We start from the raw sequence: 15,776 nt of genomic DNA on the forward strand, positions 1-15,776 counted from the left end.
GGATTCTTTTTGTAACCATATATAGATAAGATGAATGAAAAGAGTCAATAGAAACTTATACGGTGTTGGTACTAACAGAACTTAATTTACAAGTATACAATAATCTTTAATATCTCTTGATATGGATATCCTATCTTAGTTTACGAAGACTTAGCACTGTTTTGCTCAGCAACTTTTGAAATAATTTCTTCTATAGAAAGAACACCTAGATCTGCACCACCATGCTGACGAACAGAAGCACTATGAGCATTTTTCTCATTTTCACCAACAACTAAGATGTAAGGTACTTTTTCCATTTGCGCTTCACGCATTTTGTATCCTAACTTTTCGTTACGGATATCGATCTGCACACGAATCCCGACTTGCATTAATTGTTGCTTCACCTGTAATGCATAATCAATGTAATGTTCAGATACAGGTAACAACTTGATCTGTACAGGAGCTAACCAGACAGGGAAAGCACCGGAATAGTGCTCTGTTAGAATACCTAGAAAACGATCGATCGAACCGTAGATCGCACGGTGAATCACGACCGGACGATGCTTGAGATTGTCTTCACCTATATAAGTAAGATCGAATTTTTCAGGCATTTGAAAATCAAGCTGGATTGTACCGCATTGCCAGCTACGCTTGAGCGCATCTAGGATATGAAAATCAATTTTAGGACCGTAAAAAGCACCATCACCTTCATTAAGTGTATACTCAATTCCTCGATGATCCAGAACATTACTTAATGCTTGTTCCGCCTGATCCCACAACTCATCTGCACCCATATAATCTGCTGGACGAGTCGATAATTCGATTTTGTATTCAAATCCAAATACGTTATACATATCATCGAGAAGTGTCATCGCCTGATTGATCTCATCTTCAATCTGATGAGGCATAGCATAGATATGAGCATCATCCTGACAGAAAGTGCGTACACGCATCATACCGTTAAGCGCACCAGAGAACTCGTGCCGATGCACCTGACCGAACTCCATCATGCGAATAGGCAGTTCACGATAAGAATGAAGATCGTTTTTATAGATCAACATATGTCCGGGACAGTTCATCGGTTTGAGTGCAAAAGCTTCAGCATCAACAGGAGCAAAATACATATTATCTTTGTAATGATCCCAGTGACCGGATTGTTCCCAAAGTCGTTGATTCATCATGAGCGGTGTACGCACTTCTTGATAACCATTTTTCAATTGCATCTCACGTGAAAAGTTCTCCAGTTCTGTCCGCAAAGCCATTCCTTTAGGCAAGTAAAATGGCATCCCGGGTGCTTCTTCTGAAAACATAAACAAATCGAGTTCTTTGCCTAATTTGCGGTGATCACGTTTTTTGGCTTCTTCCAGTACATGTAGATGTTCGTCTAATTGAGCTTTTTTCGGAAAAGCTGTGCCATAGATACGTTGTAACATTTTTTGATTGGAATCACCACGCCAGTATGCACCAGCAACATGTAACAATTTGAAAACTTTGATTTTTCCAGTAGAAGGAAGATGAGGCCCACGACAAAGATCGAAAAATTCGCCTTGCTCATAGATTGAAATTTCTGCATCTAGTGGTAGATCGTGAATCAGTTCTAATTTATAAGGATCATGGATGTCTGTAAAAATATCTATCGCTTCTGCACGGCTAATCACTTTACGGACAATAGGGAGGTTCTCGTTGATAATCTTGTGCATTTCTTTCTCAATATCATGCAATTGTTCTACAGATAAAGGGTTAGCAATATCGATATCATAATAAAATCCATCTGCAATAACAGGGCCAATACCAAGCTTTACTTGTTGATCACCGTATAGACGCTTAATAGCTTGTGCCATCAGGTGAGCAGTACTATGACGATACATAGCCAAACCTTCTGGATCATCCAGAGTGATGATCTGAGCAGCACAGTCTTGATCAATTATAGTATTGAGATCAACCAGCTTGTTATTGATCTTGCCGGCGATAGCTTGTTTACCAAGACTTGTACTGATCGAAGATGCGAACTCAGCAATGGATACAGGTGAATCTACAGAACGGATTGAGCCGTCAGGTAAAGAAATGTGAATAGACATGATAGATTCCTCCAACATATTAGAATGTAAGCGCAAAAAAGCACACTGTCCCAGAAAGGGACGAGTGCGCTTGGCTCGTGGTTCCACCCTAATTTGACCTCTCTGTAGAAATAGCTAAACACGCTATAATCATGCAGAGAACAGTCCTCATTGGAATCCATTAACGGGGATTAGGCGGTACGATCTAATAAGATAATCACAATGTATTATCGGTTCAATCATACGGCTACAAAGGGGTAATTGCACATTTGTCGACTGAAAAAGCTCTCAGCAATCGCTTTTCTCTCTGGGCAGCGCATAACGTGAATCATGTCTTTGGTCAAAGCCTGATATAAGTTGGGATGTGTTATTGATTCCTGATTATAGGAGTGTAATCGTAAAAGGTCAAGCAGAAAATAATAAAGATAATTATATAAGAATAATCTAACCTATATTATGGATACACTTAAAAAAGTATAAATATAGAATGATAATTTCTATACATGAAAAATTCATAATAATAAAATAAAAATTATGAATACAAAAAAAGAAAGTCAGTCAAAGGTAGCAATATGGTATATTAGTAAAAATAATTTATCTATCCACCGAGTTCATTTTACACAATAACCCATTAACCGAAGGAGTACTAGACGATGAAGCTGAACTGTGCCATTCTTGATGATTACCAGCATGTTGCCGAGCAGATGGCAGATTGGTCAGTAATCGAATCGCAAGTGAATATTGATAGTTATCACGAATATTTTGAAGATCGAAATGAATTGATTGAAGCGATTCAGGATTATGAAATTCTAGTTATCATGCGTGAACGGACGAAGTTTCCAGAAGATGTACTTCGTAAATTGCCTAATCTTAAATTATTGATTACTACAGGCATGCGCAACGCTTCGATTGACCTCAAAGCAGCAGGGAAATTAGGAATTACAGTCTGCGGAACACGAGGAAAAGGAGCTGCACCGACTGAATTAACATGGGCGCTTATTTTAGGATTGTCCCGTCATTTGATCCAAGAAAATGAATCGTTTCGCAACAATGGAGCATGGCAAAGTACGATTGGAATCGGATTACAAGGAAAAACATTAGGGCTATTGGGATTAGGTAAAATCGGACAACAAATGGCTACGATCGGGCAAGCGATGGGAATGAATATTCTGGCATGGAGTGAAAATCTAACAGCTGAACGAGCAGAGGCGGCTCATGTGCAATTGGCAGCTTCCAAAGAAGAACTATTAGCTGAAAGCGACTTTCTATCGATCCATCTGGTACTTAGCGATCGCACACGCCGAATAATAGGAAAATCCGAATTAGCTTTGATGAAGCCTTCTGCATACTTGATCAATACTTCACGTGCAGGCATTGTTGATCAGACTGCTATGATCGAAGCATTACAAGATGGGACGATTGCAGGAGCTGGATTAGATGTATTTGATACAGAGCCTTTACCGTCAGATCATATATTACGCAAATTACCCAATGTATTAGCAACACCGCATATTGGTTATGTATCCGATGATAATTACAAATGCTTTTATAAAGATGCAGTAGATAACATTGTAGGATATCTTAATAACGATATACAGCGAGAACTAATCTATGTGCGAACGTAACAATATACAATTTCAAAATTGATATCATTTTAAATAATAGTTAAGAAAAGTACTATTCTAATAGCTATTTTGCCAATTGATGTTGGAAATGAGCTTGTAAATATCGAAATATTATATATGAAAAGTCTGGAATTGTAGATATCACTTTGCTCGTGAAAAAGTGGTATTTATAGTTTGAGGCTTTTTTAGTATGAACAAATTGATCAGATGAATAAATCATAATTTTAGAGGGGGAATATATATTTACAACACTATAAAAATTATTTCATCATATGAAAAATTCACAATAATAAAACCAAAATAAAATCACCCGAGTTACACAACATAGATAACTCACTATTACGCTCCTGCACGTATCAAAAGCTAAATGATCTTAACGATAAAAGCAAACAAAAAACCGCCACATTATTGATTACGCATAAGTGGCAGTTTTTTATTAAAAACGTATAGATATAAATGATACCTTAAATCTCACAATGTTTACAGAATGATCGTTACACCATAGTACAAATCGCAAAAACGTAATTACTTAGAATCTCCGTTCAAATAATTGAAGAATGGCCCATCTACCCAGAATTGATAACTATCCACTTTTAGCGAAGGATCAAGCGCTTTGAAGCCAGCAGCCACATCAGCAGATTTTTCTTTCAAAGAGAACGATTGTACATAATAATTGCCTTGAGTGATTTTGTTATTGCTAATCACGTCATAGTCTTTGATTGCTGTCTGAGAATAGTAGAGCGGTTGCCACCAAGAGTTATAGATCAGCCCTTTTTGATCTTCACTATCTTTTTTCGCATAAGCTAGAATAACTTTTTGGAATTTGTTTTTGTCGGCACTATTAGCAAATTCAAAAGCCAAATCATATTCTTTAGCATTAGCGATATAATTGCCATTAGCGATCTGAGACACATGATAATCCTCAGTTGATTTAGGCTCGCCCCATTCTTTCAAATAAATAAATGCAGATGTTTTCGGTTCAAATTGTACTTTGGCAGAGATCCCTTCACTACGCAACAAACCAATCAATTGAACAGCATGTTTGATATCATCATGACCGTAATTTAGAGACAGTGCGTCTATAAAATTAGCTTCATAACGGCTATCTTTGACATTGTAACCAGTTACCAAGTTTTCTTCTAACGCTTTGTTCGCTAATTCTTGCAATTCTGGTGCTTGAATTAAACGTGACGTGTTATAAGCATCTTGCAATTTGGCATAGATATCATCATCACTGGTGTAACCGAGATAGTGTTTGTATTGCCCTTTAAATTGCAACACCTGTCCAAGCAATGTCTCTACAAATACAGGTGACGGAGAAGTAGATTGTGATGCAGTTACAGCTTTATACAGAGATTTCGGCAATAAACCACTGTCTACAGCTACAGCCAGTTCTTGACCTGTTTGGGTCGATAGAGAAGTTGGTTTGATCGCCAGCTTGGCAAGCGCTATTTTTACTTTAGCCGGAGGATATGTATACGCCAGTTCCTTGAGACCTGCTGCTTTGACAGCGAAATAAACAGCGGTACGTGCGTCTAACTTTTGATTAGGATGAACAGTAGTACTGGAGAGGATACCATTCTCATACAAAGCAGTGGCTGCCTTATATAGCTTATGGCTAGATGGGACATCAGTAAATGTAGCATCCGACTTTTCTGGAGTTAATTGAAGTGCTGTAGCAAGGTCTTGGATATACTGCCCACGACTAATCCCGTTCGCTACTGAAATATTGAATTTGGATTGTAAAAATTGTGAGTATTCCGAAGCGCTAACCTCATGCTGTGCGACAACCGCAGTAGCTGCATAACTGGTACTGCTGTATAACACAGGTGAAGCGACAACAGAGACAGCAAGTGTCCAGGCGATAACTGATTTACGAACAACTGACTTTTGTAAAAATGCTGTAGAAAATGGTAACATTCTTAATCCCCTCCAATTAATTACATAAATCCTATAGGTTTTATGAGAAATATTATTCTGAATCATAATATGGAGGGTACGAACTGTCAATCAAAATAAATGTGATCTATTGAATAGAAGATATTAATGACCAATATTAGAATAATAATCATAGATTTATCTAACATAATAGTTAATTTGTACAATAAAATACTTACTCTAAAGGGGAACTCAATGAATACAAAGATCATATGGAGTGCTTCTATAATTGGAAAAGGCTACAAAACTATGGGATCGTGCTGTAGATTATTATGCAGATTTTGATGAAAATCTTGATCGTTTACAGAAGCGTGCTAAAGATTGGAAAAACTATCAGTCTACGAATTAAATCAAATTATTAAATTAAAAAAACTCGCTATTTAACCCAAACATTCTTTCACAACAAGAATTCAGGCAGTAGCGAGTTTTTAGTTGTTTATAATATCGGAGAAAGCAGACGAGCGAATGATTCAAGCATTCGTTGATAAAGTGGACGATTCTCATAATCAGCCAGTGTAAGAACTTTGCTATCCAAGATATCTTGTAAAAAGAGTTCTTCTAGCTTGGTAGCTGTTTCGCTATCATAGACAATCGCATTCACTTCAAAGTTCAGCTTATAACTACGAATATCCATATTGGCTGTACCGACCGAAGCAATCGTACCATCGATTACCATTGTTTTGGCATGCAGAAATCCTTTTTCATACAGATAACAACTAACGTTCAGTTCTAACAATTCACGCAAATACGAGTAAGAAGCCCAGTAGACCATTTGATGATCTGGTTTTTTGGGGATCATTAGATGCACTTGAACACCGGAAAGCATTGCCGCTTTGAGCGCAGTAATCATACTTTCATCCGGTATAAAATACGGTGTCTGAATCATAATACTTTTTTTGGCTTCATAGATCATTTTGATATACGAATACTTAATCGTCTCCAAGCTGCTATCTGGGCCGCTGGATACAATCTGCATTCCAATCTTACCAGTAAATGGCTTGGTTACAGCAAACAGTGAATAATCTTCAGACATTGGAGTATTCAGTGCCAAATGCCAATCTCGCAAAAAGTGAGTCTGCATTTGCAAAATAGACGAGCCTTCTACACGTAAATGAGTATCACGCCAGTACCCGAATCGTTTGACTTTGCCTAGATATTCATCGCCCACATTGAAGCCACCGATATAACCACAATCTCCATCAATAATGACTAATTTGCGATGATTTCGATAATTTAATTTAAAATTAACTTTGGGAATACTAGGTGGGAAAAAGGCAGCAGCTTGACCGCCAGCTTCACGTAATTCATGGATAAATTTTTTGTTTACTTTGGAACTGCCCCACGCATCATAAATCAATCGTACAGTGACACCTTCGCGCGCTTTGGCTGTAAGGGCATCAATTAATTTGCGACCCAATTCATCCCGCTGAATAATATAATACTGGATATGAATATACTGCTTGGCGTTAGCAATATCTTCAAATAAAGCATCAAACTTTTCATTACCATCTGCAAAAATACGAACAGCATTATCCTGTGTATACAGTGCATAATTACTAATCAAATTCATATGCACTAATTCATGATAACGACCGATTGAAGGATCATTAAACGAGAAACTTCTGGAATGAAATTCTTGACGCTGATCTTCTACAACGGATTCAATAATCGACCTGAATTCTTTGCGCAATCTAAATTTTTTGACCCGACTCAAATTCTGACCAAAAAATAAATAGACAATAAACCCAACCACCGGTAAAAAGACCAGTATCATTAGCCATGCCCATGTAGCTCCAATATTGCGTCTTTCCAAAAACACAATAAAAAGAGCGAAAAAGATATTAATCGCAATAAAAATCCAGGAAAGATGCGATAAAATAGACATTCACCGTTTCCCACCTTAACTATGTAATAGAGTTCAACATTCAGCATACCAAAAAATAAGATATTACACACTATAAAAAGAAAAACTGCCAATAAAAGCCGGGTATCCAGCTATACTGGCAGTACGTATTGTATAAAATGTAACTGGTACCAAACTAAATTTTGATATGATGATCGGCAGGTTCTACAGGTTTACTACGCATATACCAGATTAACATGATTAGCGACAATACCGTCATCGTTAACAACACTACATAATTCATACGGTAAATTCCTGAAGACGACTCGAACGGGTTGCGAGCGATTAATAATCCGAAAACAGCTGTTGCTGTAGCACCACCGAAAAATTGAGTCAATTGGAAAACACCTACACCTGATGATAATTGCTTGCGTGGAAGCATACGAGATACTTCATTTTGTAGAGAAGCGCCTACGGCTGAGAACGAAGAAGCTAGCAACATATAAGCAGCCATCAATACATAAGGTGAGAAGGTGAGAAATCCGATTAATCCAGCAAATGTAACCACCATAATGATATAACCGATAAAAGATAACCGATAGTTACCATACTGATCGATCCAGCGACCGATAATAGGCGTCATAATCGCTGATAATATAGCACCCGGGAAGATCATTAATCCGCTAAATGAAGCCGATTGACCGAATACCTGATTAAGCACTAATGGGATTAGAAAAACCATACCTAAATTAATCGCAAAACAGCAAAATGACATAAAGAGCATTTTACGATAAGCGGTATTGCGGAACAGTTCGGGCAAAATAAACGGATTGGAAGATCGGCGTAAATGAAAGACCAATACGATAAAAGCTACAATAGCGATCAATAAGTTCACCCATGATAAGCGACCAATACTTAATAGTAGAGACGGGATAACAATCACCAATAATCCTGCTCCAACAATATCGAACTTTTGATCTTTTTTGAAAGAGAATTCCTTTTCAGAAGGAAGCATTTTCCAATAAGCAGGTACAAGCAAAACAATCAATCCTGTGACCAAAAACAACGAATTCCATCCCAGACTATCTGTTAGAAATCCACCCAATACAGGGCCTATACCAAAAGCAAGTGAACCACCTGCTGCAATAAGAGAAATCGATTTACCTCGTCGATCATTAGGCACATAACGTGTAGCAAGTACAAGCCCTAATCCTTGCATCGGCCCTGCACCAGCAGCTTGCAAAATACGAGCTAACATCGCCATCGGGAAATTATTAGCAGTAAATCCGATTACACATGAAGCAACTAATAGCAGTATGCCTACCATTAACAATTTACGTACAGGATACCAGTCAGATAAGCGACTAAAAATAACAACCGATAAAGCAAACACGATCGAATATCCTGAAATTAGCCATGAACCGAGCGAAGAGCTAATATGTAAATCAGCAAGAATACGCGGTAAAGAAACATTGAACATCGTTGTGTTCATAACAACTAGAAAAATACCAGCTGCCCACAACGGGATAACGACTTTATCTCTCATTCACAAACCCATCCTATCTGTAATCTACTTCTTTATACTTATATACTTACTAGACTATAGCTGAATATAATTGATATGGCAAAATGGATATAACCATTGTTGTTACATTTAATCGCTTACAATTCTGCTAACTGCCACAATTCTAATTATTTATTATTTTCAAATAAAATCATATTAAAAATAAAAAGCTGAAATACTATCTATTTTCTAGATAGTATTGAAACCGTTCATTTTCTAATCTATAATGATAATCATTATCAATTAAGACTATAAAGAATAACTTATCAAATAGGAGAGTGACTGTTGTGACAACTGCATTAGAGTTATATGATGTGACGATTATAGGCGGTGGACCCGCAGGATTATATAGTGCTTTTTATAGTGGAATGAGAGATATGAAAACCAAGATTATCGAATACAATCCGCAATTAGGTGGGAAAATCTTAATTTATCCTGAGAAAATGATTTGGGATGTAGGCGGACTTCCACCTTTGAGTGGAGCACAACTGATCGAAAACTTGATTCAACAAGCAATGACATTTGAGCCAACTGTCGTTCTCAATCAGAAAATAGCAGATGTGGAGCGGCTAGAAGATGGCAATTGGTTGCTTACAGCGGCAACAGGGGAACAGCATTATAGTAAAACGATTATTTTGGCGATGGGACATGGTATTCCAACGATGCGCAAATTAGAAATTGAAGGTGCAGATCGTTATGAAGTGACCAATCTTCATTATACTGTCCAAGAATTAAATATTTTTGCAGGCAAGCATGTTGTTATCTCTGGCGGTGGAGATTCTGCGGTAGATTGGGCAAATGCGCTACAACCAATTGCAGCTAGTCTAACAGTAGTGCATCGTCGTCATGAGTTTGGCGGACACGAGAAAAGTGTAGTAACGATGAAGCAGAACTGTAAAGAAGTACTGACACCTTATGGCTTAACAGCTGTTCAAAGTCATAATGGAACTCAGATTGATGAGATTACTATTACCCATGTAGAGACAGGCGAAGTACGTCATCTGCCTGTAGATGCAGTTATCGTCAATCACGGAATGATCGGTGATCTTAGCCCGCTACTTCACTGGGGAATAGAAGTTAATGAAAATGGACGTCCAATTATTGATGAGAAGCGTCAAACGACTCAACCCGGTATTTTTACTGCTGGAGACTTAATTGAATATACAAATAAATTATACTTAATTGCAGGTACATTCGTCGAAGGAGCAGCCGCTGTAAATAGTGCTAAAAAATACTTAGAACCAGAAGCCTACAGTCAAGCTTATGTATCTTCACACAACAAAAAATTTGAAGAAAAAAATAAAATGCTTGAATCAAAAGCTTCAGTGAATGTAACAGTATAAGTAGCATCATATAACAGAGAGACAAAAAGACTAAGGCAGAAGCTTTAGTCTTTTTTTGTTGGTATTTTTGTTGGTATAAGTGATGTGATATTAGGATTTATACTGAATTATGATTCCTATTTTGATTATTTTATTTTTAAGTATGTTAAAGCGCTTAAACTTCTGGTATATTATGGATATGTGTATAGATCTTACATCTGAGGAGGATACATACTTGTATAACATTCTGATGCTAGATGATGATCAAGAGATGATCGCAACAATAAGTCCTTTATTATTACATTCCGGGCTGAATATCCAACATATTTTTTCGGCAACTACATTTTCGCAGGGATTGGATTATATTCGTGAATACGATATTGATCTACTAATTACCGATCTTGAAGTAGAAGGCTTGAATGGAATAGATGATATGCAACAGGTGAAATTGATCAAACCTTCTATCGAAATAATAGTTGTTTCAACACATAATACATTTGAATATGCACAGGCAGCTATCCGTCTGGGTGTCAAAAATTACTTAATCAAACCACTTGAGCTTGAGCCGTTTCTAGATTCGGTGCGAGAAGTATTGTTGCATGTTAATATCGCTAGACCAGCGATTGAACATACTCATTGGGCTCAAGGCAATCATTTTCAGATGCAACGACATACGATTCAAAATCATATCAAGCTAAATCAGTTATTTGCTCCACATGCTTATATACCTCAAGAAGAATCGGTATATCAATCGTTAGGATTGCATGGTCCTTATTACGCTATGATCAAAATTCAGTATCAACCGCTTACTTCAAATCAGGTCGCTCTCACGGTAGCCGATCACTATTTGCTCAATTATGCGGTAATGAATCTGGCAGTCGAATTGGTGCACAATCAGTGGAATAGCGTTACTTTTGAGACAGATGAATGTGAAGTTAATATGATTATGCAATGGGATGAGACATCATATCTTCAAGGATGGCATCATAAGATTCGTCAATTGAATCAATTGGGGCAGTTATTGCATAACCATATTAATAACTATTTGCATATTCCCAATGTGATAGGGATCAGTCAGATTTTGAAAGGAAACGAATTTATCAATCAATTAAATATACAAGCTCACCGGGCATTAATGTGGCATACTCAATATCCAGATCATCATGTCTTTTATTATGGAGATATGTATTGGAAAAAGCATGAAGTCAGTGAGCCAACAGCAGTAATAGAAGAGAACAAAGGAAAGAATCCGTATAATCTGATCGTATCTCAGGTCAAAGCTTATATCGAAAAGTGTTATGGACAAAAAGGGTTAACTATTCATGATGTAGCCAAAAAAAATCATGTCAGCCCTAATTATTTAAGCTATTTGTTCAAAAAAAATACAGGCTTTAATCTATGGGAATATGTGATCAAGCTACGTATGGAAGAGAGTCGCAATTTATTGTTAGAAACAGATCTACGTAGATATGAAGTAGCAGAACGTGTAGGATATGAATCTCCAGAACATTTCAGCAAAATATTTAAACGATACTACGGCATCAGTCCTAGTGAATTCAAGCAATTGCAAGCTTAAATGGAATTTGATGCAGATTAAAATCGAGACAAAGATATATAATGCTTATTCATATGTAATAACCAAGTTAACACGTCAGATTAATTGGCAAAGCCGAAGAAGAACTGTTATGATTTGTAGTATTGATTTGCAAATTATAACAGGAAGCAGGAATCCATGATGACGTACAGTTATGTTTCTCATTTGGAATGTCCGGTATGTGATACAACGTATGATGCAAATAAAATTCAACAACTTTGTACCTGTGGTTCACCACTATTAGTACGGTATGATCTAGAACGTGTCCGTAATGAAGTGAAACGATCTGCTATTCGAGAACGCAATCCTGATCTATGGCGTTATCATGAATTATTACCTGTACAGCATGAAGATCATGTCATCACGTTAGGAGAAGGAATGACTCCTTTACTTTCTATGCCCAAGTTAGGTGAACGTTATGGACTGACTCATTTATATATGAAAGATGAAAGTTTGATTCCAACAGGAAGCTTCAAAGCAAGAGGAGCGGCAGTAGGCATTTCCAAAGCTAAAGAGTTAGGTGTCCAGCAATTTGCGATGCCAACGAATGGTAATGCAGGGGCGGCATGGGCGCTGTATGCGGCTCGCGCAGGGATCAAAGCAACGATTGTCATGCCTCAAGATGCGCCTTCTATTACTCGCACTGAAGTGTCTTTGTCTGGTGCAGAGTTATTTTTGGTCAATGGATTAATTAGTGATGCCGGTAAAATGGTTGCAGAAAAGGTAAAACACGATCAGATTTACGATGCATCTACACTCAAAGAACCTTATCGGATCGAAGGCAAAAAAACGATGGGCTTAGAAATAGCAGAACAACTAGGCTGGGCAATGCCAGATGTTATTTTGTATCCAACTGGTGGCGGTGTCGGTCTGATCGGTATTTACAAAGCGTTACAAGAACTGAAAGAAATCGGCTGGTTAGCAGGCAAATTACCTCGATTGGTTGCTGTGCAAGCCGAAGGATGCGCCCCGATTGTCAAAGCATGGGAAGAAAAGAAAGAGCGCTCTGAATTTTGGGAGCAATCAACGACGGTTGCTTTTGGGATTAATGTTCCCAAAGCACTTGGTGATTTTCTAGTATTGCGTGCATTGTATGAGACAGACGGTATGGCGATTGCTATTTCTGATCAAGAACTGCTAGAAGAACAACAACATATCGCTGAATATGAAGGTGCGTTTGTGTGCCCTGAAGGTGCAGCTACATTTGCCGCGGCTAAACGATTGACTGAACAAGGCTGGATCGGTCGTGATGAATCGGTAGTCGTGTTGAATACAGGAGCAGGTATTAAATATCCAGATACAGTGAAGATCGAAGTTCCATTGTTAGAAATTGGTGAATCGATTATATAAGTAATATAGAATAGGATCATAGACTGTAGCAGTTTTCACATCAGGTGAGGACTGTTTTTTTTATTACATAGACTATTTTGAGGTAGAAGTCATGATTAAAAAATCCTCAATTTATAATAGTGTAACTCTAACTGGAAAAATGTTACAATCTCCATATTAACAAGTACTTTTTGTTTTTGGTACACTATCTGATCAAAAAGGGGATACATCTCAATGAATCCAGCTGAAGAACGTCCAACAGACAAAGGTATTGATACAGAGTCGTTATGCGAAGAAAAAGCATTAGAGCTAAAGCAAGCCGGATATCATTTTATTGCTAGATATTACAATCAGAATAATCCCCACAAAAATCTAACAAAGACCGAAGCTCAAGCGCTAACTCAAGCAGGGTTGTATATTGTGGCTGTTTGGGAAAATGGATATCCAACATCGGTATCGTATTTCTCACAAGAAGTCGGAGAAAGTGATGCTACATCTGCCTACAATTATGCCAAACATACGATTGGACAGCCGCAAGGTTCTACGATTTATTTTGCAGTCGATTTTGATGCGTCACCAACAGATCTAAGCGAGTTTGTTCATCACTATTTTCAAAAGATTATTGATACCTTCAAAGAATTAGGCAATGAATATCATATTGGAGTCTACGGTTCAGGGCTGACTTGTGAATATATACTTAAAAACTTTTCCGAGATATCGTATACATGGTTAGCAGAATCATCAGGTTGGAGCAATTCTAGAACTTTTGAACAATGGAATATCAAACAAGTGGGAAGTGGAACAGAAGTTGGCTTCTCGGTAGACTTTAATGAAGCTCAAGGAGATGGCGGCGGATTTAGATTGGAATCATAATCTTTGTTTGCTTTACGGCTATTTGCGTTACGATATGTTATAGATCGCAAAAAAAGCAATCTCCAACTTACAATAAAGATCCAGCGATATTAAAAAGTAAAGTCTTATTCTAATCTAACTCAGATTGGGATAAGATTTTTTGTTGTTGACCTTAACGTTACGTCAATGTGTATGGTAAGAACAGAGCTTATAATCTTACTATACAGGAGGCAAAAAATAATGCGTGTCCATATTCGCAATACTACGATTTTGACGATGAATAAAGAAGAAGCACCTTTTCTCGGTGATATTGTGATCCATAACGATCGAATAGAGCATATTATTCACAAAGATCAGCAAACTATCGATCCTATCATTCTAGAACAGATAAATCATGACGATGTACAGGTTATTGACGGTACTGATATGGTGACGATGCCAGGCTTAATCAATGCACATCAACATACACCGATGAATTTGTTAAAAGGGTTTTCTGATGATCTTAAATTAATGGATTGGTTAGAAAAGAAAATGTTCCCTGCTGAAGCGCAAATGACTCCAGAAGATATCTATTGGGGTAGCCAATTGTCGATGGCTGAAATGATTCGTTCGGGCACAACAACTTTTGCCGATATGTATATGCATATGAATCAGATTGCTCAAGCTGTAGAGGAAGTCGGTATGAGAGCCTCGTTAACACGTGGATTGGTCTTTCATGACGATGATCAAGGTGCACGTATTCGGGAAGCGATAGAATTGGTAGAACAATGGCATGGACAAGCAGATGGGCGTATCACCACTATGTTCGGCCCGCATGCACCCTATACATGTCCACCGGATTCTTTGCTAGAAGTGATAGAACTTGCGAAGCAGTATCAGTTACCGATTCATATCCATCTTGCTGAGACGAAAGAAGAAGTAATCACGATGCGTGAACGTTATGAGCAGACACCGACACAATATCTATATGAGCTAGGATTATTTGAGCAATTGCATGTGATGTTAGCACATAGTGTTCATCTGACCAAACGAGATATTCAATATTTAACAGGAATGCGCGGAGGGGTTATTCATAATCCGGTGAGTAATTTGAAATTGGGTTGTGGTATTGCCCCAGTTACCGAAATGATGAAACAGGGGATTACGGTAGGATTAGGTACAGATGGAGCAGGAAGTGCTACAACACTGGATATGTTCCAGGAGATCAAAGCAGCCACATGGTTACAAAAATTAGACTATGGCGATCCTACCGTATTGCCTGCTTACCAGTCATTGCAAATGGCTACTATAGAAAGTGCCAAATTATTAGCAATTGATCATGAGACCGGTACATTAGAAGTAGGCAAAAAAGCAGATATGATTTTGATTGATTTACTTCAACCTCATTTACAGCCTGTCCATCATATTGTTTCTTTACTTGCGTATAGCGCAAATGGGGCAGATGTAGATATAACTATCGTAAATGGACAAATACTGATGAGACAACGCCAATTAATCACTATAGATGAGCAAGAAGTGATACGTCAGGGAAATATACGAGCCCAACGAATCGTAAACGGTATTTAATAGAAATGTATATCCGAAAGCCACTGCGTCTAGCATATAGATACAGTGGCTTTTTACATTATGTTTACATTAAATTTACACTGAGTTGATAAAAGTAAATGATTGCT

The 15,776-nt window shown here is 37.7% G+C and carries 10 protein-coding genes; 6 read left to right on the plus strand and 4 right to left on the minus strand.

What is annotated here, in order from left to right:
• Nucleotides 1-140: 140 nt before the first annotated feature.
• Entirely contained in the window at nt 141-2,057 is a 1,917-nt protein-coding gene (gene thrS, locus PQ456_RS10325) for a threonine--tRNA ligase (protein ID WP_273616045.1), read from the minus strand.
• Nucleotides 2,058-2,689: 632 nt separating this feature from the next.
• Here thrS and PQ456_RS10330 point away from each other — a divergent pair.
• On the plus strand, nt 2,690-3,661 hold the full coding sequence (locus tag PQ456_RS10330) for a D-2-hydroxyacid dehydrogenase family protein (protein ID WP_273616046.1): 972 nt from the start codon (nt 2,690-2,692) through the stop codon (nt 3,659-3,661).
• Between the two features lie 525 nt (nt 3,662-4,186).
• Here PQ456_RS10330 and PQ456_RS10335 read toward each other — a convergent pair.
• The 3 genes from PQ456_RS10335 to PQ456_RS10345 form a co-directional block, all read right to left on the minus strand.
• Nucleotides 4,187-5,581: a hypothetical protein gene (locus tag PQ456_RS10335; protein WP_273616047.1), complete on the minus strand. Its 1,395-nt coding sequence runs from the start codon at nt 5,579-5,581 to the stop codon at nt 4,187-4,189.
• A gap of 454 nt (nt 5,582-6,035) precedes the next feature.
• The gene (gene cls, locus PQ456_RS10340) at nt 6,036-7,484 is read right to left on the minus strand and encodes a cardiolipin synthase (protein WP_273616048.1); all 1,449 of its coding nucleotides are present in this window, start codon (nt 7,482-7,484) and stop codon (nt 6,036-6,038) included.
• A gap of 154 nt (nt 7,485-7,638) precedes the next feature.
• Nucleotides 7,639-8,988 (minus strand): MFS transporter, encoded by a 1,350-nt coding sequence (locus PQ456_RS10345; protein WP_273616049.1) that lies wholly within the window; start codon nt 8,986-8,988, stop codon nt 7,639-7,641.
• Between the two features lie 305 nt (nt 8,989-9,293).
• Between PQ456_RS10345 and PQ456_RS10350 the strand changes: the two genes are divergently transcribed.
• The 5 genes from PQ456_RS10350 to PQ456_RS10370 all read left to right on the plus strand — a co-directional run bounded on the left by PQ456_RS10350 (nt 9,294) and on the right by PQ456_RS10370 (nt 15,669).
• On the plus strand, nt 9,294-10,349 hold the full coding sequence (locus PQ456_RS10350) for an NAD(P)/FAD-dependent oxidoreductase (protein ID WP_273616050.1): 1,056 nt from the start codon (nt 9,294-9,296) through the stop codon (nt 10,347-10,349).
• A gap of 214 nt (nt 10,350-10,563) precedes the next feature.
• On the plus strand, nt 10,564-11,904 hold the full coding sequence (locus PQ456_RS10355; RefSeq protein WP_273616051.1) for a helix-turn-helix domain-containing protein: 1,341 nt from the start codon (nt 10,564-10,566) through the stop codon (nt 11,902-11,904).
• Between the two features lie 159 nt (nt 11,905-12,063).
• The gene (locus PQ456_RS10360; RefSeq protein ID WP_273616293.1) at nt 12,064-13,272 is read left to right on the plus strand and encodes a threonine synthase; all 1,209 of its coding nucleotides are present in this window, start codon (nt 12,064-12,066) and stop codon (nt 13,270-13,272) included.
• Between the two features lie 213 nt (nt 13,273-13,485).
• On the plus strand, nt 13,486-14,124 hold the full coding sequence (locus tag PQ456_RS10365) for a DUF1906 domain-containing protein (RefSeq protein WP_273616052.1): 639 nt from the start codon (nt 13,486-13,488) through the stop codon (nt 14,122-14,124).
• A gap of 219 nt (nt 14,125-14,343) precedes the next feature.
• Nucleotides 14,344-15,669, plus strand: coding sequence for an amidohydrolase (locus PQ456_RS10370; RefSeq protein ID WP_273616053.1), 1,326 nt, complete (start codon nt 14,344-14,346; stop codon nt 15,667-15,669).
• Nucleotides 15,670-15,776: the final 107 nt, after the last annotated feature.

Source organism: Paenibacillus kyungheensis, assembly GCF_028606985.1.
GTDB lineage: Bacteria > Bacillota > Bacilli > Paenibacillales > Paenibacillaceae > Saccharibacillus > Saccharibacillus kyungheensis.

Excerpts from the sequence above, each read along its gene's own strand:
- thrS (WP_273616045.1), bottom strand. The coding sequence starts at position 2,057 with ATGTCTATTCACATTTCTTTACCTGACGGCTCAATCCGTTCTGTAGAT.
- PQ456_RS10330 (WP_273616046.1), top strand. The coding sequence starts at position 2,690 with ATGAAGCTGAACTGTGCCATTCTTGATGATTACCAGCATGTTGCCGAG.
- PQ456_RS10335 (WP_273616047.1), bottom strand. The coding sequence starts at position 5,581 with ATGTTACCATTTTCTACAGCATTTTTACAAAAGTCAGTTGTTCGTAAA.
- cls (WP_273616048.1), bottom strand. The coding sequence starts at position 7,484 with ATGTCTATTTTATCGCATCTTTCCTGGATTTTTATTGCGATTAATATC.
- PQ456_RS10345 (WP_273616049.1), bottom strand. The coding sequence starts at position 8,988 with ATGAGAGATAAAGTCGTTATCCCGTTGTGGGCAGCTGGTATTTTTCTA.
- PQ456_RS10360 (WP_273616293.1), top strand. The coding sequence starts at position 12,064 with ATGACGTACAGTTATGTTTCTCATTTGGAATGTCCGGTATGTGATACA.
- PQ456_RS10365 (WP_273616052.1), top strand. The coding sequence starts at position 13,486 with ATGAATCCAGCTGAAGAACGTCCAACAGACAAAGGTATTGATACAGAG.
- PQ456_RS10370 (WP_273616053.1), top strand. The coding sequence starts at position 14,344 with ATGCGTGTCCATATTCGCAATACTACGATTTTGACGATGAATAAAGAA.